The organism is Polynucleobacter sp. MWH-HuK1 (assembly GCF_018881815.1).
Classification (GTDB): Bacteria; Pseudomonadota; Gammaproteobacteria; order Burkholderiales; family Burkholderiaceae; genus Polynucleobacter.
Genome location: NZ_JACVPP010000001.1, coordinates 365,112 through 385,226 on the forward strand (window position 1 = coordinate 365,112; position 20,115 = coordinate 385,226).

At 44.8% G+C, this 20,115-nt stretch carries 17 protein-coding genes and 1 pseudogene; 8 read left to right on the forward strand and 10 right to left on the reverse strand.

Translation table 11 applies throughout. The annotated features are described in order from the left end of the window. Positions 1-11 precede the first annotated feature (11 nt). The 8 genes from ICE93_RS01910 to dnaA form a co-directional block, all read right to left on the reverse strand. Entirely contained in the window at positions 12-1,238 is a 1,227-nt protein-coding gene (locus ICE93_RS01910) for an ABC transporter substrate-binding protein (RefSeq protein ID WP_216184962.1), read from the reverse strand. A gap of 22 nt (positions 1,239-1,260) precedes the next feature. Then, entirely contained in the window at positions 1,261-1,965 is a 705-nt protein-coding gene (locus ICE93_RS01915) for an ABC transporter ATP-binding protein (protein WP_216184965.1), read from the reverse strand. Beyond that, positions 1,962-2,729 (reverse strand): ABC transporter ATP-binding protein, encoded by a 768-nt coding sequence (locus ICE93_RS01920; protein WP_216184968.1) that lies wholly within the window; start codon positions 2,727-2,729, stop codon positions 1,962-1,964. Before ICE93_RS01920 ends, ICE93_RS01915 begins: the two co-directional genes overlap by 4 nt. Positions 2,730-2,835: 106 nt before the next feature. After that, positions 2,836-3,051 carry a DUF3717 domain-containing protein gene (locus ICE93_RS01925; protein WP_216184972.1) on the reverse strand — a complete coding sequence of 72 codons (216 nt, stop codon included), beginning with the start codon at positions 3,049-3,051 and terminating at the stop codon, positions 2,836-2,838. A 7-nt stretch (positions 3,052-3,058) separates the two neighbouring features. Continuing rightward, complete coding sequence (locus tag ICE93_RS01930) at positions 3,059-3,553, reverse strand: SET domain-containing protein (protein ID WP_216184975.1); 495 nt, start codon at positions 3,551-3,553, stop codon at positions 3,059-3,061. Between the two features lie 2 nt (positions 3,554-3,555). Further along, positions 3,556-6,054: a DNA topoisomerase (ATP-hydrolyzing) subunit B gene (gyrB, locus tag ICE93_RS01935; protein WP_216184978.1), complete on the reverse strand. Its 2,499-nt coding sequence runs from the start codon at positions 6,052-6,054 to the stop codon at positions 3,556-3,558. A gap of 11 nt (positions 6,055-6,065) precedes the next feature. After that, positions 6,066-7,181, reverse strand: a complete 1,116-nt coding sequence (gene dnaN, locus ICE93_RS01940; protein WP_216184982.1) for a DNA polymerase III subunit beta — start codon at positions 7,179-7,181, stop codon at positions 6,066-6,068. 263 nt (positions 7,182-7,444) lie between these two features. Then, positions 7,445-8,869: a chromosomal replication initiator protein DnaA gene (gene dnaA, locus ICE93_RS01945; RefSeq protein ID WP_255554441.1), complete on the reverse strand. Its 1,425-nt coding sequence runs from the start codon at positions 8,867-8,869 to the stop codon at positions 7,445-7,447. Positions 8,870-9,091: 222 nt separating this feature from the next. On the opposite strand from dnaA, the gene rpmH reads away from it, so the two are divergent. The 7 genes and pseudogenes from rpmH to mnmC form a co-directional block, all read left to right on the forward strand. Beyond that, a complete protein-coding gene (gene rpmH, locus ICE93_RS01950; protein ID WP_011903922.1) occupies positions 9,092-9,226 on the forward strand; it encodes a 50S ribosomal protein L34 in 135 nt (44 codons plus the stop codon). 8 nt (positions 9,227-9,234) lie between these two features. Then, on the forward strand, positions 9,235-9,552 hold the full coding sequence (rnpA, locus tag ICE93_RS01955) for a ribonuclease P protein component (protein ID WP_255554442.1): 318 nt from the start codon (positions 9,235-9,237) through the stop codon (positions 9,550-9,552). Between the two features lie 19 nt (positions 9,553-9,571). After that, positions 9,572-9,793: a membrane protein insertion efficiency factor YidD gene (gene yidD / locus ICE93_RS01960; RefSeq protein ID WP_216861292.1), complete on the forward strand. Its 222-nt coding sequence runs from the start codon at positions 9,572-9,574 to the stop codon at positions 9,791-9,793. A gap of 10 nt (positions 9,794-9,803) precedes the next feature. Beyond that, positions 9,804-11,477, forward strand: a complete 1,674-nt coding sequence (yidC, locus tag ICE93_RS01965; RefSeq protein WP_216184988.1) for a membrane protein insertase YidC — start codon at positions 9,804-9,806, stop codon at positions 11,475-11,477. Between the two features lie 42 nt (positions 11,478-11,519). Continuing rightward, a complete protein-coding gene (gene mnmE, locus ICE93_RS01970; protein ID WP_216188209.1) occupies positions 11,520-12,881 on the forward strand; it encodes a tRNA uridine-5-carboxymethylaminomethyl(34) synthesis GTPase MnmE in 1,362 nt (453 codons plus the stop codon). Positions 12,882-12,971: 90 nt separating this feature from the next. Continuing rightward, the gene (locus ICE93_RS01975) at positions 12,972-14,837 is read left to right on the forward strand and encodes a phosphoenolpyruvate carboxykinase (GTP) (RefSeq protein ID WP_216184990.1); all 1,866 of its coding nucleotides are present in this window, start codon (positions 12,972-12,974) and stop codon (positions 14,835-14,837) included. A 48-nt stretch (positions 14,838-14,885) separates the two neighbouring features. Next, positions 14,886-15,977 (forward strand): annotated as a pseudogene (gene mnmC / locus ICE93_RS11360) (FAD-dependent 5-carboxymethylaminomethyl-2-thiouridine(34) oxidoreductase MnmC); the annotation flags it as partial. Here mnmC and ICE93_RS01980 read toward each other — a convergent pair. Next, entirely contained in the window at positions 15,947-18,625 is a 2,679-nt protein-coding gene (locus ICE93_RS01980; protein ID WP_216184992.1) for a DNA topoisomerase III, read from the reverse strand. The pseudogene mnmC and the gene ICE93_RS01980 sit on opposite strands and share 31 nt — an antisense overlap. Positions 18,626-18,845: 220 nt before the next feature. Then, positions 18,846-19,523, reverse strand: coding sequence for a DNA-processing protein DprA (gene dprA, locus ICE93_RS01985; protein WP_216184994.1), 678 nt, complete (start codon positions 19,521-19,523; stop codon positions 18,846-18,848). Between the two features lie 71 nt (positions 19,524-19,594). On the opposite strand from dprA, the gene def reads away from it, so the two are divergent. Next, complete coding sequence (def, locus tag ICE93_RS01990) at positions 19,595-20,110, forward strand: peptide deformylase (RefSeq protein ID WP_216184996.1); 516 nt, start codon at positions 19,595-19,597, stop codon at positions 20,108-20,110. Positions 20,111-20,115: the final 5 nt, after the last annotated feature.

Genomic DNA, 20,115 nt, shown 5'->3' on the forward strand with positions numbered 1-20,115 from the left:
ATAGAGATCAATTACTTGTTAGTAACCAGCTTGCATCTTGACAATGAAAGTGGTTGAGTCGCTTCGGCAGCAGGAATCACCGCCTTGACGTTGTAATAGTCCCATGGGCTCTTAGAGTCTGCCGGCTTCTTCACTTCGAGCAAATACATGTCATGCTCAAACTTGCCGTCAGCACGAATCTTGCCTTTGAAAAGACCATCGTCAATATTAGTAGACTTCAAGGCCTTCATAACAGCCTGAGTGTCATCAGTGCCAGCTTTTTGTACGGCATTTAAGTAAGCCAGAACGGATGAATAAACGCCTGCCTGAACGCTAGAAGGCATGCGCTTATGTTGCAAGATGAAGCGTTTTGCAAAAGCACGAGTCTTGTCGTCTTTATCCCAATAGAAACCCTCTGTAAGGTACATGCCTTGAGCAGCATTCAAACCCAAAGAGTGAACGTCAGTAATAAACATCAACAAAGGAACAACAGTTTGCTTTTTGTTAATACCAAACTCTGAAGCTTGCTTGACGCTATTAATGGTGTCTTGGCCGGCGTTTGCCAAAGCAACAACATCGGCCCCGCTAGCTTGCGCCTTCAGGAGATAGGATGAAAAGTCACTATTAGGGAAAGGATGCTTACTGGTTCCTAATACCTTCCCACCATTAGCATTAACAACATTGGTTGAATCTTTCTCTAAAGCTGCGCCGAAAGCGTAGTCAGCAGTAAGGAAGTACCAATTCTTTTTACCTTGCTTTACAACAGCCTTAGCTGTGCCATTTGAAAGCGCATAGGTGTCATAGGTCCAATGAACGTTATTGGCAGTACACTTCTCATTGGTGATTGGCAAAGAAGCTGCGCCAGAAACCAAAGTAATCTTATTCTTTTGTTCAGCAACTTCCATTACAGCCAAAGCAACGTTAGTTGAAACCAATTCAACAATGACGTCTACACCATCTTTGTCGTACCACTCACGAGCCTTGTTTGCAGCAATATCAGCCTTGTTCTGGTGATCAGCACTAACTAACTCGATCTTCTTGCCAATTACAGTTCCATCTTTAGAAAAATCCGCAATCGCCATCTTTGCAGCAATTACAGCGCCTGGACCAGCCAAGTCAGAATAGGTTGAGGAAAGATCGGTCAACACACCAATCTTAATAACATCGCCACTAACCTTCGGTGCGCTTTGCGCAAACACTGGGTTTGAACCAAACATGGTCGCCGCAACCAGACACGCGGTTATTTGCTTTAACTTCATTGCCATCTCCTATAGAAATCCACTAAACACCAAGATACTCATTTAATAAAGCCGCTTTTTCAGCAAGCTCATTCTGATTTACAACCTCAACCACATTTCCATGTTCAACAACATAGTGGCGATCAGCCAAAGGTGCCGCAAAACGGAAATTCTGCTCAACCAACACAATGGTGAACCCTTTACTGCGGAGGCTAGTTACAACCTCGCCAAGCTTTTGCACAATGACTGGGGCCAAACCTTCGGTAATTTCATCAAGCAACAGAAGCTTGGCGCCCGTTCTTAAAATTCGCGCCATTGCCAACATTTGTTGCTCACCACCAGAAAGGCGGGTGCCGGGGCTGTTTCTTCTTTCGTATAGATTGGGGAACATTTCATAAATCTCATCCAAACCCATACCACCAGGAGCAATGTCCGGCAAAAGCAACAAATTCTCTTCGGTGCTTAAGCTTGCAAAAATCCCTCTTTCTTCCGGACAATATCCAACACCTAAGCGCGCAATCTTGTAAGTAGGCATTGCAATCGTTTGTTCGCCATAAACCTCTACAGATCCAGTTCTTTTGCTGGTTAAGCCAAGAATCGTTTTCAGAATGGTGCTTCTTCCGGCGCCGTTTCTTCCAAGCAGGGTGACAACCTCTCCATCTCGAACAGCAAAATTTACACCGTGCAAAATATGTGACTCGCCATACCAAGACTCTAGGTTTTTAACCTCCAACGCCATGGTGCTCATAGGTTGTCTCCCCCATGGCTTCCCATATAGGCCTCAACAACCAATGGGTTGTTAGAAACCTCATGATAAGACCCTTCAGCCAAAACTGAACCCCGTTGCAACACGGTGATTCGATCTGCAATAGAAGATACAACCTTCATGTTGTGCTCAACCATGAGAATCGTCCGCCCTTTGGCAACACGATCAATTAATTCTGTTACACGCTCTACGTCTTCGTGACCCATGCCCTGGGTTGGCTCATCCAAGAGCATTAGCTCTGGCTCCATAGCCAACGTGGTTGCAATTTCAAGCGCCCTCTTGCGACCATAAGCCAAATTTAAGGTTTCTTCGTGCGCGAATTCTTCTAGCCCAACCTCATGAAGAAGCTCTAGGGCACGCCCGTTTAAGACATTTAAAGAGTTGCCGGACTTCCAAAAATGAAACTCGGTTCCCAATCCTCGCTGCAGTGCAACACGAACATTCTCGATAACCGTTAGGTGAGGGAAAACCGCTGAAATTTGAAAAGATCGAATAACGCCGCGCCGCGCAATTTGTGCTGGAGCCTCATTGGTAATATCAAAACCATTAAATAAGATTTGACCGCTACTAGGCTCTAAAAATTTAGTAAGCAAGTTAAAGCAGGTGGTTTTACCAGCGCCGTTCGGACCAATTAAAGCGTGAATGGTTCCCCGGGTAACTTCCAAGTTCACATCGGTGACTGCAGAAAAGCCCTTAAAGGATTTTCCCAGTCCAATTGTTTTTAATATTGTTTCTTGCAATCTCATACCCTCTACCCCCTACTTGGGAGCAAGGATATGAGAATACTCCAAGATAGCTTTGCTATGTATAGCAATAACCCTAAACAACTCGGGGAAGATAGACAAAAAATGTTTAAGCTGTTTTTTGAAATTGTTGAATTGCAGAACAGGCCAAGTCATCAAGAACATCCACCGGGACTCGTTGGGCACCCTGCACAATCATTAATGCATACGGCTTGGCTAGTGCTGAGGCCTCAGGGCAAAGGCGCAACTCATCGCCCTCTGATGGAGATTGGCTGCGCCAATAATTAATTGCTGCCTCCAACTCTTGAATTGTTACAAACAACATAAAATTTTTACTTATCTTTTGTTGCCAACATAGTGCCGCGACACTTTTTCGCACCACACCGGCACTCGTAATCTTTTTTCATTTGTTTGGTAATTTTCCCCTCGATATCTAGTGAGTAGTCATAAAACAACTCTTCACCAACCTTGAGGGCGCGCTTTGCATAAACAAACACCCTTGGCTCGCCGTCAAAAGTATCTTCACGGGTTTCGCAACTAGGCTTGCATGAATGATTGATCCAGCGGGCAGCATTGCCACCATACTTCGCATCGATAACACGACCATCCTCTAGCGAAAAGTAAAAGGTGTGGTTAGGATCCCTGGGATCATGTGGATGGCGTTTTTCGGCCAATTTCCAACTTATGCGTTCGCCCTTGTATTCGATGATTGCCTGACCTTTTTTAATTGGCTTTACAACAAAAACGCCTTTGCCGTGAATTGGTGAGGACTTAACAACAATAGAAGATCTGTCCACCTTGGGTGGTTTTAATTTTTTGTTAGCCATTTTTATACGTCTAAGTTACGAGCAATCAGGGCGTTCTTTTCAATAAACACTCTACGAGGTTCGACCTCATCACCCATTAGGGTTGTAAAGACCTGATCTGCAGCAATCGCATCTTCGATCTTTACCTGTAAAAGTGTTCTTGAACTTGCATCCATTGTGGTTTCCCACAACTGTGATGGATTCATCTCACCAAGACCTTTATAACGTTGACGACTTAGTACGCGCTCTGCTTCAGATAGCAACCAAGCGAAAGCAGCTCTAAAGTCTCCGACGGTTTGCTCTTTTTGGTTTTTGTCTGGGTCGCCACGACGAACTTTAGATCCCGAAACAACCTTGCCAGACAAAACGGAAGCTGCATTTGCCAAGCTTTGATAATCGTCGCCATGCACAAAGTCAGAGTTAATGGCTGATAATTTGAGATTTCCATGAATGCGGCGAGACAACAGCAAGCGGAATCGCTCTGTGCGGTCTTCTTTTTGCACAATAATTTCTGGTGCTACAGCTAGCGGGTTTAAAGAATCCGCAAGCGCTTGACGTAAGCGATCAGCAGACTCATTTGCTGCTTTTTCAGTATCTAAATTTAATGAGGTACCAGAAGCAATGGCGCGCAGAGCATCTTCGTCGATAGTGCGTGAAAGTCGATCAACAATCGATTGAATCAATTGATAGTGTTTTGCCAACTCATTTAATGCGTCGCCTTCAATAACCTCGCCCGAAGGTGTTTGAAGAGAAGCTGTTTCAAGAGCTATCTTCAATAACAGTTGATTTAGCTCGTTGTCATCTTTAATGTATTGCTCACTCTTACCAAACTTCACTTTGTAAAGTGGTGGTTGAGCAATATAGATGTGGCCGCGCTCAATTAACTCAGGCATCTGTCTATAGAAGAAGGTTAATAAAAGCGTGCGAATATGGCTTCCATCAACGTCCGCGTCGGTCATGATGATGATGCGGTGATAGCGAAGTTTGTCAGCTTTGTATTCTTCAATGCCAATACCTGTGCCAAGAACGGTAATTAAGGTAACCACTTCTTGGCTTGCAAGCATTTTGTCAAACCGAGCTTTTTCAACGTTGAGGATTTTGCCTTTTAGAGGCAGAATTGCTTGGAAGCGACGATCGCGCCCCTGTTTAGCAGATCCACCCGCAGAATCACCCTCAACAATAAATAATTCAGATTTTGATGGGTCTTTTTCTTGGCAATCAGCCAATTTTCCAGGCAAACCCAAACCATCTAATGCACCCTTGCGACGGGTCATGTCTCGCGCTTTGCGCGCCGCCTCACGAGCACGCGCAGCATCAACAATCTTGCCGCACAAAATCTTTGCGTCTGCTGGACGCTCTTGCAAATATGCACTTAAAGCTTCAGCAACAATTTCTTCTACCGGTCCACGAACCTCGCTTGAAACCAGTTTGTCTTTGGTTTGACTGGAGAATTTTGGTTCCGGAACTTTAACTGACAAAACACAGGCTAAACCTTCCCGCATATCATCACCAGAAATTTCTACTTTTGCCTTCTTGGCAACTTCGTTTTCATCAATATATTTATTAATGACACGAGTCATTGCTGCGCGCAAACCAGTTAGGTGGGTTCCGCCATCGCGTTGCGGAATGTTGTTAGTAAAACACAAAACTTGTTCGCTAAAACTGTCATTCCACTGCATAGACACTTCAGCAGTAATTTGCCCACCGAGATCAGAAGGCCGAACCCCTTCTGCATAAAAAATATTTGGGTGAAGTACGTTTTTAGTTTGGTTGATGTACTCAACAAACCCTTTAACACCACCAGAGAAGGCGAAGTCTTCTTCTTGGCCTGTGCGCTGATCAATTAATTTGATGTGAACACCGTTATTTAGGAATGAGAGCTCGCGGATACGCTTAACCAAAATCTCATAATGGAATTCAATATTTCCAAAGATTTCTTCGTCCGCTAAAAAGTGAACTTCTGTTCCAGAAAGCTCTGTATCACCTGTAACAGTGATTGGAGAAATCAAAACACCGCTTTCATCAACAACATTACGGTTTTGAATAACGCCGCGTGCAAACTCCATGTAATGCGTTTTACCATCACGACGAATAGTTAATTTTAACCATTTGGATAATGCGTTTACACAACTAACGCCCACACCATGTAAACCACCAGAAACTTTATAGCTATTTTGATCGAACTTACCACCAGCGTGCAGTTCGGTCATAACGATTTCAGCAGCACTTCGCTTAGGCTCATGTTTATCGTCGTACTTAATACCTGTAGGAACACCTCGTCCGTTATCAACGATAGAAATGGAGTTATCAGTTTGAATGACTACAGTAATTTCAGAGCAATACCCGGCTAAGGCTTCATCTATTGAGTTATCCAACACCTCAAAAACGAGATGATGCAGGCCGGTTCCATCGGAAGTGTCTCCGATGTACATACCAGGACGTTTACGAACAGCCTCAAGACCCTCTAGGATTTGAATCGATGCAGCGCCGTACTGCTCTACTACTTTTTTTTCTTCAGTCATTTTTTTCTAAGTTAAATACGCATTGGCATCACAACATACTTAAAACTCTCTGAGCCAGGCAGAGTAACTACAGCGCTACTATTCGCATCACCCAAACTAATTTGAATCTTGTCATTCTTGAGGTTTGATAAAACATCAAGTAAGTAACTTACGTTAAATCCAATCTCAACCGCATCACCTGCGTACTCAGTTTCAATCTCTTCTTGCGCCTCTTCTTGCTCAGCATTAGTTGATTGAATTGTGATGCGATTAGGGGATAAAGAGAAACGAACACCTTTAAATTTATCGGTTGTCAAAATGGCAGCACGTTGAAGAGCAGATTGCAATGCGTCTCTACCAACCACTAACGAGTTTTTCTGTCCCTTAGGGATCACTCTTTGGAAGTCTGGGAATTTACCTTCAACCAACTTTGAGATTAGTTCAATATCACCAAAAGAAAACTTCACTTGATTTGCGGTCAAACCAATCTCAAGAGTCTCTTCAGAATCTTCCAACAAATGCTGACACTCCAAAATTGTTTTACGCGGAATAATGATTTCTTGTTTTTGACCTGATCCAGATGGCGCCTCAGCTAACTCCATTTGCGAATACGCAAGACGATGCCCGTCTGTTGCAACAGCAACAACATCCTTACCCTCAATCACCAGCAACATACCATTCAAGTAGTAACGAATATCTTGTTGTGCCATTGAAAAGTGCACTTGACTAATTAATTGACGGAAACTCTTCTGAGACATCCTCCATGCAGCAGTAACTTCGCCAACACTTTGCATCACAGGAAACTCAGTTGCAGATAATGTTTGTAGAGAAAAGCGACTCTTACCACTCTGCACCACCATCTTATTATCTTTAAGATTTAAGGAAACCGGCCCCTCAGGTAAGGCGCGCAAAATATCCAATAATTTTCTTGCGGCAACAGTAGTTGTTACATCTTCAGAACTAACACCAAAATTGGCGTTAGTTGTAATTTGTATTTCAATATCTGTGGATATAAAAGAAACTTTTTCACCAACCTTTTTAAACAATAGATTTGCCAAAATTGGTAATGTATGTCTGCGTTCAACAATTCCACTAACAACCTGAAGAGGTTTTAGTAAGTTATCGCGTGAAGTGTTAACGAGTTGCATTGCTTTTAAATCCTTGTATATATCTTAGTAGTAGTAGTAGTAAGGGCCCGGACTTACGTGGATAAGTCAAAAACTCTCTATAAAACAACACCTTAAACGCTAAAAAACCTGTGGAAAACTTTTGTATAAACACTGCATAAAACGGGGATAACTTTTTACCAATACCCTATTTTTGCATGAAGCGAAGGATTTCCACAATTTATCCACATGTAACCCCCAAACTTATCCCCGGGGTTCTCCACAACCTTATCCACAACCCAGAATTAAGCTTTCAAGGTTTGTTCAATAACGTGAATTTCATGGTTCAACTGACTGTCGTGAGCTCGCTCATCTGCAATCTTCCGAACCGCATGTAAAACCGTTGTGTGATCCCTACCACCAAATAACTCCCCAATTTCGGGCAGGCTCTTTTGTGTCAACTCCTTAGCCATAAACATGGCGATTTGGCGGGGTCTGGCTATATTTGCTGGGCGTTTCTTTGAGTACATATCAGCAACCTTAATACTATAGAAATCAGCAACGGCCTTTTGTATATTTTCCACAGAAATTTGTCGGTTTTGAATTGAAAGTAAGTCTTTCAGCGCTGTTCTAGCAACCTCAATAGTTACCTCTTTGCCGTGAAAGCGGACAAAAGCCAAAATTTTCCTTAAAGCCCCCTCCAACTCTCTAACGTTTGAGCGAAGGTGTTTTGCCACAAAGAAAGCCACATCCTCACTCATGGGGATGCCCTCATTAATTGCTTTCTTCATCAGAATAGCAACGCGCATTTCAAGTTCTGGCGGCTCTATTGCGACGGTTAAGCCTGAATCGAAGCGGGATATAAGTCGATCATCGATACCAGCCATCTCCTTGGGGTATGTGTCGCTAGTAATAATGACTTGCGACTTATTGCTTAATAGGGCCTCGAAAGCATAGAAAAACTCTTCCTGAGTCCTGGATTTCCCGCTAAAGAACTGGATATCGTCAATTAATAAAAGATCTAACGAATGGTAGTAGCGCTTAAATCGGTCAAAAGCCTTTTGTTGATAAGCTCGTACCACGTCGGAAACATATTGTTCTGCATGAATGTAACGGATTCGGGCGTTGGGCTTATCTTTAAGAAGGTGGTTCCCGATCGCGTGAATCAAATGGGTTTTACCAAGGCCGACACCACCATATAAAAACATGGGGTTATAAGAGGTGCCCGGATTATGGGCCACCTGAATTGAGGCAGCCCTTGCCAATTGGTTTGCTTTACCGGTCACAAATGTTTCGAATGTAAGGTTTGGGTTTAGTTTTGAGTGGTCCTCAATCTCAAAGCCCCCCTCTTCAATGGAAATTACAGGCTCCACAACTTCTGTAGCAACCACTTTTTGTTGCGCCTCTTCGGGTGTAATGGTTGTTTTGCTCCCCGGACTTGCCTCGGTCGCCAATGTAAATCCTACATTTATAGGGCGACCAAAATACTGGGACGCCAACTCTTGAAAGCGGTCGGCAAAAGTTTTCTTAATCCAATCTAACTTAAAGCGGTTTGGGGCTCCTATTGTTAGTGAGTCATCACTTTCAATAAAAGATAATAAGGTTAGGGGTTGAATCCATGTTTTAAACTGTTGGGGCGACAGTTCGCGAGATAAGATGCCAATAGCATCATCCCAAAATCCCAGTGGGCTGATTGAATTCAAGGCGGGGGGATTATGTAAGTTGCTCATATTTTTGGAGGATCCATTGTAGCGATCCCATAAAGTTATCCACAAGCTACAAAAACGTGGAAAACCTGTGGATAACTTGTGAATAATGGAAAATTCTCTATTTAAATTAATGATTTAAGAGAAATTTAGCCAAAAATAAAGAAAAACACCTACATATTCATCAAGATAGATTGACCTTTTGCTCCGCAACAAGGAAAATATTTGGTTTTCCAGGGATCGAACATGAAAAGAACTTACCAACCCTCAGTAACACGTCGCAAGCGCACTCACGGCTTTCGCATTCGGATGAAAACCAAAAGCGGACGCGCGGTTTTAAATGCACGTCGTGCAAAAGGCCGTAAGCGTTTGGCTGTTTAATTTAGCCATTGAATAGCGCTAGGATTTCTGAATTACTAAAAATACGCCCACAGACAAGTTTGTGCTGGGGTGTATATGCTGCACCCACCCAAGGGGGCGCCAAGCCTGACTTGGGGGTTGCTGTAGCAAAGAAGTTGGCCAAAAGAGCGGTTGATCGAAATCGTCTCAAGAGAATGATTCGCGAATTGGTTTGGGCGGCCCAAGCCAACACCTTAAAAAAGGATGTTGTAGTAAAGCTTAAAAAACCCATTGGTCGCGAAACACGAGGCAGACTTAGAAAAAAAGAAAAAGAAATTCTGCGCTCTCAAATTTCAGGGTTAATTTAAAGTGCGCGTTTTAAACAATATGGCAATAAAGTTGGTAAAAATTTACCAACTAACATTAAGCCCGTATGTAGGAATGCACTGCAAATACGTGCCCAGTTGTTCGCAATATGCTTGTGACTGCTTTAGTCATTATGGATTTTTGAAAAGCCTTGGATTAATGGTGTGGCGTATCTTGCGTTGCAACCCATGGTCACACGGTGGCTATGATCCCGCTTTAAAAGATACAAAAACATCAACTTAAGTGAATGTAAATGGACTTTAAAAAAACAATTCTTTGGGCTGTATTCTCGATGTCGGGTCTTATGCTCTACAACAATTGGCAGGTTCATGAAGGCAAGCCATCTTTATTTGGTGGAGTACCAGCAAGTGCCCCAGCGGCTGCCGATAAAGCGGTTGCCGCCAGCAAGGTTGATATTCCTGCACAAATTTCCAGTTCGCCGGCTGTTGCTGCGACCCCTACTATTAATAGCGGCGCCATTGAGAGCGCAGAAAAATTCACATTACAAAACGACGTTTTGGTGCTAGAGATAAGTGCAAGCGGCGCAAACGTTGTTGACGCAAAACTACTGAAATCTTTAACCGCAGAAAATAAGCCGGTTGAATTGTTCCAATACACACCAACACATAAATACTTTGCACGTTCAGGATTAATTTCCCTCGGAAATAATGATCTTCCAAACCATACGAGTACATTTAAGCTGGCTCAATCCGGCAAAGATGGTTCGGGCAGGCCGTTTGCCGTTTTTGTTAGCGAGCGCAATGGTGTTAAGTTGGAAAAAACATTCATTCTTAATCCAGGCAGCTATGTTGTGGATGTAGGGCATCGCGTTACCCAATCATCAAACAACCCAAACCCACTTGTTCTATACACAGAGATTGTGCGTGATGCATCACAAGAGCAAAAAATCGGCCCCTTCGACGGCGCCTTTTCTGCTAGTACCTTTACCGGACCTGCTGCTTACACCGACAAAGAAAAATTTAATAAGCTTGAGTTCACGGCAATTGATAAAAACAAGATCACCATCCCCACTCAAGTAGCGGCTGGTGAGCCAGCCTGGATTGCAATGGTCCAACATTATTTCGCAAGCGCGTGGATTCCGGGCGACAAGGTTGTGCGCGATATTTACGCCGGCAGAATTGACAACGGCCTCTATCGAATTGGTATGCAAACCCCCCTTGGAGTGGTTGCCTCGGGATCTTCTGTTGTGGAAAAAGCGAAGTTATTTGTTGGTCCACAAGAAGAGCGTGTTTTAGAAACTATTGCCCCTGGATTTGAGTTGCTGAAAGACTATGGCTACTTAACAATTCTGGCCAAACCAATTTTTTGGCTGCTAGACAATATTCATTCTTATGTTGGCAACTGGGGTTGGTCAATTATTCTTTTGACCATCTTAATTAAGTTGGTGTTCTTCCCGCTTTCTGCCGCAAGCTATAAATCAATGGCGCGCATGAAGGAAGTACAACCTCGCTTGGTGGCCATGAAAGAGCAGTACAAAGGCGAGCCACAAAAACTCAATCAAGCCATGATGGAGATGTATCGCAAGGAAAAGATTAACCCGTTGGGAGGCTGTCTCCCCGTGCTTATTCAAATCCCAGTGTTTATCTCCTTGTATTGGGTTTTATTGTCCTCGGTTGAGATGCGTGGGGCGCCATGGGTATTGTGGATTCATGATCTTTCGGTTCCAGACCCGTATTACATCCTTCCGGTAATTATGGCCGCTTCAATGTTTGTGCAAACTAAGTTGAACCCAACACCACCAGACCCAGTTCAGGCAAAAATCATGATGTACATGCCAATTGTTTTCTCGGTTATGTTCTTCTTCTTCCCTGCTGGTTTAGTTTTGTACTGGGTCGTGAATAACTTACTATCAATTGCACAGCAGTGGCAGATTAACCAAATGTTTGGAAAAAAGCCCGCCAAGTAATGTGCGAGCGGCATAAAACTTTGTAATAAGTAGACAGCAATGATGACGAGAAAATTGCCCATCATTGCTGTTGCAACCGCACAGGGTAAAGCTGGGGTGGGTGTTGTTCGCATTAGTGGACAAAACCTGCAACCGATCGCAAACACCCTCTTTCAAAAAAAACTTTCTCCACGTCAAGCCTACTTATTAACGTTGTGTGACGAACATGGCGATGCTATTGATCAGCTTATTGCCATTTACTTTGCTGGACCGGCCTCATTTACGGGTGAAGATGTTTTAGAGCTTCAGTGTCACGGTGGGCCACAACTACTTGAGCTGGTAATAAAGCGCTGCCTAGAGTTGGGAAAAAATGAGGGGCTTGTAATCGCGGAGCCTGGCGAATTTACTTTGCGCGCCTATCTTAATAACAAGATCGATTTGACCCAAGCCGAAGCAATTGCTGATTTGATTGATGCGCAAAGTGAGGCGGCTGTGCGCGGTGCGGCGCGTTCTTTGCAAGGCGCTTTTTCTGATGACATTAACAATCTCATCGAAGAAATTACTCAACTTAGAATTTTGGTTGAATCGACTCTAGATTTTCCAGAGGAGGAGATTGAGTTTTTGGAAAACGCCCAAGCGCGTCAACGCCTGGCAGCCGTTAAAGAAAAGTTACAAACTTTACGTGCCGGTGCCAAACAGGGAAAAATTCTGCGAGATGGAATCCAGTTGGTTTTGGCTGGGGCTCCGAACGTAGGGAAAAGCTCCCTGTTAAATCGTTTGGCTGGCGAAGAGGTGGCTATTGTTACCCCAATTGCCGGAACTACCCGGGATCGAGTAAAGGAAAGCATCACCGTTGATGGTGTGCCAATGCATATTATTGATACCGCAGGCTTGAGAGAAACGTCCGACATAGTCGAAGCAAAGGGGATTGAGAGATCTTGGGACGCCATTCGCCTTGCTGATATGGTGATTTTTTTGATTGATGCCCAGGCGGGCAATCAAGAAGATGGGCTAAAAGCCCAGATTTTGAAGGAATTACCCCCTAAATGCGCTGTGCTTGAGGTGGTTAATAAGATGGATTTGCTGACAGACCCTCAAAAATTGCCGTCCGACCAAGTCTTGCTGGTTTCCGCCAAAACTGGAGTGGGAATAGATCGGTTGAAACAGAAGATTTTGGAAGTTGTAGGCTGGGATGGGCCTCAAGAGGGCACAATTTTGGCTCGTAGAAGACATTTAGACTGCATAGAGCGGGCTGCTGAACATATTGAAAAATCTGAGCAGTTTGCTGCAAATGGCAACAATTCGCTGGAGTTATTTGCAGAAGAGCTATCTTTAGCACAAAAACACCTTGGCGAAATCACCGGCAAGGTGCTCCCTGATGACCTTTTGGGCAAAATCTTCAGTCAATTTTGTATTGGCAAGTAAAGGGTTTGTGCGGTGTGGGGCTGGGGGTAAAAATTCACCCAAAATGATAAAATTGTCGGATTAAAAAATTCAATCTTCATAGGGAAACATATGACTTCAACTACCAGTGGCCAAATCAATGTGAATGCGCCAGCTTACGTAAAAAACAAGCGTTTAATTGAGTGGGTTGGCGAAGTTGCCGCTCTGACTAAGCCTGACGCTATTCGTTGGTGCGATGGCTCACAGGCTGAGTACGATGAGCTTTGCGAGTTGTTGGTTTCGGCCGGTGTATTTAAGCGCCTTAACCCTGCCAAACGTAAAAATTCCTTTTTAGCATTATCCGATCCCGAAGATGTGGCGCGTGTTGAAGACCGCACCTTTATTTGCTCTGCCAAGAAAGAAGATGCTGGTCCAACCAATAACTGGGTGGAGCCTAGCGAGATGCGTGCAACATTGAACCCATTATTTGATGGCTGCATGCGTGGCAGAACAATGTATGTTGTGCCATTTTCAATGGGCCCAATTGGCTCACCAATTGCACACATTGGCGTGGAGTTGTCTGATAGTCCTTACGTTGCTATCAATATGAAATTGATGACTCGTATGGGTAAGGCGGTTATTGATCAGTTGGGCACTGACGGCGAGTTCGTTCCTTGCATCCACACAGTTGGCAAGCCTTTGGCTGCCGGTGAAAAAGACGTTGCATGGCCTAACAACAAGAACAAATATATTGTTCATTACCCAGAAACTCGTGAGATCTGGTCCTTTGGATCTGGCTACGGCGGTAATGCATTGTTGGGCAAAAAATGTTTTGCCTTGCGTATCGCATCGAACATGGGCCGTGACCAAGGCTGGCTCGCTGAGCATATGTTGATTTTGGGTGTCACTTCACCCGAAGGTAAGAAATACCATATCGCTGCAGCGTTCCCATCTGCGTGTGGCAAAACCAACTTCTCCATGATGATTCCTCCTGCAGGATTTGATGGTTGGAAAGTAACTACTATTGGTGACGACATTGCTTGGATCAAGCCACGCAAAGACCCTGTCACCGGCAAAACCCGTTTATTTGCGATCAACCCTGAATCTGGCTACTTTGGCGTAGCTCCCGGAACTAATCGCCAAACAAACCAAAACTGTATCGACTCATTGAACCAAGACGTGATTTTCACTAACGTTGGTTTGACTGATGATGGTGATGTTTGGTGGGAGGGCTTAACAGAAACTCCACCAGCACACTTGATCGACTGGCAAGGTAAAGACTGGACTCCTGCTGATGGTGCTGCTGGTCGTAAAGCCGCACATCCAAACTCACGTTTCACCGTTGCTGCAACCAATAACCCAGCGGTTGATCCAAACTGGGATGATCCTGCGGGCGTTCCAATTGATGCTTTCTTGTTCGGTGGTCGCCGTTCAAATACTGTGCCTTTGGTTAGCGAAGCACGTGATTGGGTTGAGGGTGTTTACATGGCTGCAACACTGGGCTCAGAAACTACAGCAGCGATTACAGGACAGATTGGCGTTGTGCGCCGTGACCCATTTGCAATGATCGCATTTGCTGGTTACAACATGAGCGACTACTTCCAACACTGGTTAAATATTGGTAAGAAGCTAGAAGCTGAAGGCGCTGTATTGCCGAAGATCTACTGTGTGAATTGGTTCCGTAAAGATGAAAATGGCAAGTTTGTATGGCCTGGCTTTGGCGAGAACATGCGCGTTCTCTCTTGGATTTTGAATCGAGCCGAAGGCAAGGCCAATGGCAAAGAAACGCCGTTTGGCATTACCCCAGAGTACGCAGATATGCACTGGGGTGGGCTTGACTACTCAGCAGAGAAGTTCATGAAAGCAATCAATGTTGGAATTGAAGACTGGAAGAATGAACTTAAACTTCATACAGAATTGTTCGAACACCTTGGCGATCGTTTGCCAAAAGAGTTGAAAGAAACTCGCTCTAAGATCGAACAACGTTTGAATGCTTAATGCTGATTAGTCTTTAGTAATCACAAACGTTTTATATAGTTTTATTAAATGACTAAACCCCAACACCATGAAATAGTGGTGATTGGGGCGGGCATTTGTGGGGCAACCATTGCAAATGAGTTGCTCGAGCGCGGCAAACCAGTTTGTATTATTGACGCCGCCGCATCTCCAGCTACCGCCTGTTCAAGCCATGCTTATGCCATTGCTCATCCCCATATTGGCAAAGGCTCTCCACGCTTACTGCGTCTAACACGCATTGCATTTTTGCTTGCAGAAGCGCGCTGGAAAAATACATGGCACCAACATGGCATATTTCAGCCGACCAAAAAAGATAAGGTATTTGATCGCACACAAGTGATGGAGCATCTTCGCTCCCTAGATCTTGATGTCGATATGGCAATGGCTATGGATGCTAAAGAGGCACAGCGGGTTTGTGGAATTGAGCAAAGCGGTGTTTGGTTACCGCGAGGTGCCGGTTTAAATTTATACGAAGCAAGCAAACAGCTCTTGAAGAATCATGATCGGTTGACTTGCGTTTGGAATGCACGTATTACGCGCCTTGAAAAGGGTGTTAAATCTTGGCATTTATTCGACGCAAAAAATGAGATGCTTGTTTCGGCCGACAAGGTGGTCGTTGCTTGTGCCATGGATGCCAAGTCTTTAATGAAAAGCATTGATATCCGCCTGCCTTTGAGGCCTGTGCGCGGACAGCTCAGTATTTTCTCGGTTAAAGAAGGGGATCCTTGGGTTGAAAGGTTGCCAAGAGTTGGTGTTTCTGGTGATGGTTATTGTTTGCCTGCGACTTGTTTAGAGGATGGCAGCTATCAATGGATTGTGGGCTCGAGCTTTGATGAGGGTCAAGACGATCTGGAGCCAAGAGGTGAAAGTGATGACTTCAATCGCCAACAGGCAAAGGGCCTGTTGGCTTATGAAGAGGGCGATGCTCGCTCGTTAGTGAAGGCCAGTGAATTTGTTGGCGTTCGCTGTGTTGCCGGTGATCGCTTGCCTATCATCGGCGCACTCACTCAGCGCCCAGGAATATTTTTGGCTACCGCCTTGGGGTCGCGTGGAATTTTATGGTCCGCTCTAGCAGCCAAGCTTATTACCGCTCAGCTACTAGAGGATGAATTTGCTTTGCTGGCGCGCTTGGGTTTTGCGGCTGATTTAGTTGCTGCACTTGCGCCAGCCCGTTTCTTCGCAGGGGCTTTAGCAGCGCCCTCTGCTTTGGGGGCTTTGGCCTCAAATTCAAAACCGATTTTGCCTGCTGAATCTAAGGCTAAATAAGCCTTAAACCCACGCCCAGTGCGGTTCGACTTGAAGTTGGTCAGAAGATCGGTTTTGCCTTCTTTCAATAACTTTTGAACCTGTTCTGCAGATATTTCTTGTTGCAAAACAACTTTCCCTGTTTTGAAGTCACACGACTTGCTCGGACCAGTATTGTTTTCGCAAACATAGCGCATGCCATCTTCATAAACAGCGCCAGAGCATTTAGGACAAACTCCTAGAGCTTGGCGTCCAGTGAAATCAACCGCTTCAGTCTCATCATCTTGTGCGTTACCAAAATCAAACTCAAGTTTGAAACCAGCATTTGGATAGTCTTTGTCATCCTCTGGAATTTCACTTAACTTGATAATTGCCGCAAACGGTCTCCCCATTTTGCTGCGGAATCCTTGCAGAGGCCCAATTGTTTTTTCACGTAGTAACTCTTCAACTTCAGGGTATTCAAATGCACGGCCACCCGGTGTTTTGCTGATAGTAAAACCGCACTTTTCGCAAGCAAAACGACGGTAGTTTTCTTTTACCGGACCCTTACAGTGCGGGCATGGCGTGGTCATAGTGGCATAGTCACCAGGGATAGTGTCGCTATCGTATTCTTTGGCGCGCTTCACAATGCGCTGGGTCATCTGCGCGATCTCTTGCATGAAGGTATCGCGATTCATTTTGCCTTGCTCGATGAGAGAAAGTTTATTCTCCCAGCTACCAGTTAAATCGGGGCGTGTTAATTCTTCAACATCTAAGCCGCGCAACAGGGTCATCAGCTGGAACGCTTTTGCTGTTGGTATCAGCTCGCGTGCTTCCCGCACGATATATTTTTCTGCCAGCAGGCCTTCAATAATTGCCGCGCGTGTTGCTGGAGTGCCCAAACCTTTTTCGGCCATAGCCTCACGCATCTCATCATCATCCACCCACTTGCCAGCACTTTCCATTGCTGAGAGCAATGTTGCTTCTGTATAGCGTGCTGGTGGTTTTGTTTTTAATGGCACAGCAGTAATAGTTTCTGTTTGGACTGATTCGCCCTCTTGGACCGGAACGAGTTCATCATCTGCCTGATTGGATTTGCCGTAGACCGTTAGCCAGCCTGGGTTTACGAGCACGCGCCCCTCAGTTTTAAAGTGGTGTCCTGAAGCCTCTGTAATACGCGTAGTAACACGGAATTCTGCGGCAGGATAAAACACTGCTAAGAATCGGCGCACCACCAAATCATAGAGTTTTGCTTCGGGCTCACTCAAGCTCTTCGGCGTTTCTAGTGTTGGAATGATCGCAAAGTGATCGGAAATTTTGGAGTTATCGAAAATACGCTTGTTCGGTTTAATCCATCCGTAGCCTGCTTTGGCTTTTGGATCCTTAGGATCACCTTGCAGAATTTGTTTTGCAAACACACGATATTCTTGCGAGTGCTCAGAAAGATTCTCCATGGTTTGTTTAACCGTATCGAGATAATCCTCTGGCAGAGCTTTTGCATCAGTACGCGGATACGTTAATACTTTGTGACGCTCGTATAAAGCCTGTGCAAGACCTAATGTATTTTTTGCGGAGAAGCCAAAGCGTGCATTTGCTTCGCGCTGCAAACTAGTTAAGTCAAATAGTTGAGGGGCAAGCTGCGTGGCTGGCTTAGCTTCCTCGGTTACGTTTGCTTTTTTGTCACGACATGCCGCTACGATGCTTTGTGCAGCGGCTTCGCTCCATAAGCGATTCTCTCGCGCATCTGGTTCGGAAGCATCCTTTTTAAATTTCGGATCAAACCAACGGCCTTCATAGACGCCTGCTGCAGCAATGAATTCAGCTTTTACTTCCCAATAGTCTTTGGAAATAAATTTACGAATGAGCTCTTCTCTCTCAACCACAATTGAGAGTGTTGGGGTTTGAACACGACCGACCGTGGTTAAAAAGAAGCCACCACTCTTGCTATTAAACGCAGTCATAGCGCGAGTGCCATTGATGCCAACCAGCCAATCTGCTTCAGAGCGGCAACGCGCAGCATCTGCAAGCGGCTTCATATCTTCATCAGTTCGTAAGTTCGCAAAGCCCTCACGAATTGCGGCTGGCGTCATCGATTGCAGCCACAAGCGCTTGATGGATTGCGATGCTTTTGCATGTTGTGCAATCAAACGGAAAATCAACTCGCCTTCGCGCCCCGCGTCGCATGCATTAATAAGTGCGGTGACATCTTTACGCTTAATAAGCTTTTGTAAAACTTTTAAGCGCGACTCAGTTTTAGCAATTGGGCGCAAATCAAAATAAGGAGGCACCACTGGCAAGTTGGCAAAAGACCACTTGCCACGTTTTACGTCAAACTCTTCTGGAGCGGCGATCTCTAATAAATGACCCACTGCAGAAGAAATCAGAAATTCATCGCTTTCAAAATAATCTTCATATTTTGTAAAGCCACCTAGGGCCTTAGCAATGTCATTGGCAACAGAGGGCTTCTCCGCAATGATGAGCGCCTTTGGGTTATCCCCGGCGGAAGTCTTCGAGCTGCTTTTTTTGGTAGTTGCTTTAGTCGCCACGCGTTTTGCCTAAATTTGAGCTAAAAATGATGTTTTATTGGGTAAAACAGGGGGTCGATTAATGCCTAAATAGGACCCAGCCAATTACATACCCCTTTTTTATTATTAACCGATAAATCAAGAAAAGTCCAAAAACCCCAATTTTTTGCCTATTTTGGATGCAACAGATTGCCTATTTTTATAGCAAAACCTTGCTTTAAGGCTATTTAAATGGGGTTTTTCAGCAAAAATCGAGTTCCTCAAGTATGTCACTCGTCCTAAAGGCCAGTTTTGCACCTTGTTGAATCAGCATGTGACAACCAATTGAATTGGGGTTGCTTATAGGGCCAGGAAGGGCAAAAACCTCTCTTCCCAGCTCTGCAGCTAAGCGTGCCGTAATGAGGGAGCCTGACCTTTTTGCTGCTTCTATGACTACAACGCCGAGTGACAGGGCTGCAATAATGCGATTTCGCCTGGGAAAGTGCCATGCCTTTGGGCCTGTCCCCATAGGTAACTCGGATATCAGAAGTCCTTGTTGTCCAATGGCCCTGGAGAGGTTGATGTTTTGACGGGGATAAATAATGTCTAAGCCGGTGCCTAGTATGGCGGCGGTAAAGTGGCCCGACCCAAGTTCAATAACCGCATGGTGGGCTGCGCTATCGATGCCCATTGCCATCCCAGAAACAATGAGTGCCCCCGCCCTGGCTAGATCCTGTGCAAGGTAGCGAGCATTTTTTAAACCCTCTGGACTGGCGTTTCTTGAGCCGACGATGGCAATCATGGGCTTCTTTAAAAGACTGGCATCTCCATATATATAGAGCGAGTCTGGAGGGTCATACAAATCCTGAAGACCGCGAGGATAGTCGGCATTTTTACGATCGATGCGGATGGCGTTAGTCGTTACGGGCGTTAATTGCATAAATCAATTTTGTGCCATAGGGGAATTAGAACAATCAGGACAGACTGATAGCTCTGTTGGATAATTCTTATATGGCTTTGTTAAACGTCCTTTGTTATCCAGATCCTCGCCTGCATAAGGTTGCAAAACCGGTTGCGCAGGTTGACGCTCGCATTAAAAAAATTGTCGCTGATATGGCTGAGACTATGTATGAGGCTCCCGGTGTTGGCTTGGCAGCAACCCAGGTAAACATACATGAGCGCATCGTAGTGATCGACGTATCTGATGAGCAAAACGAGTTGATGGTTTTTATTAATCCGGAAATTGTTTGGGCAAGCACTGAAATGAAATCTTGGCGCGAAGGTTGCCTGTCTGTTCCTGATTTTTATGACGAAGTTGAAAGGCCGGCAGAAATTCGAGTTAAGGCATTAGATATTGACGGCAAAGAGTTTGAATTAAATGCCGATGGTTTGTTGGCAGTTTGTTTGCAGCACGAGTTAGATCATTTGCAGGGAAAAGTATTTGTCGAATATTTATCAATTCTCAAGCGAACTCGTATCTCGCAAAAAATGAAGAAGCGTGCTAAAGAATTAGTAGGTCAGCGCTAAGCGCC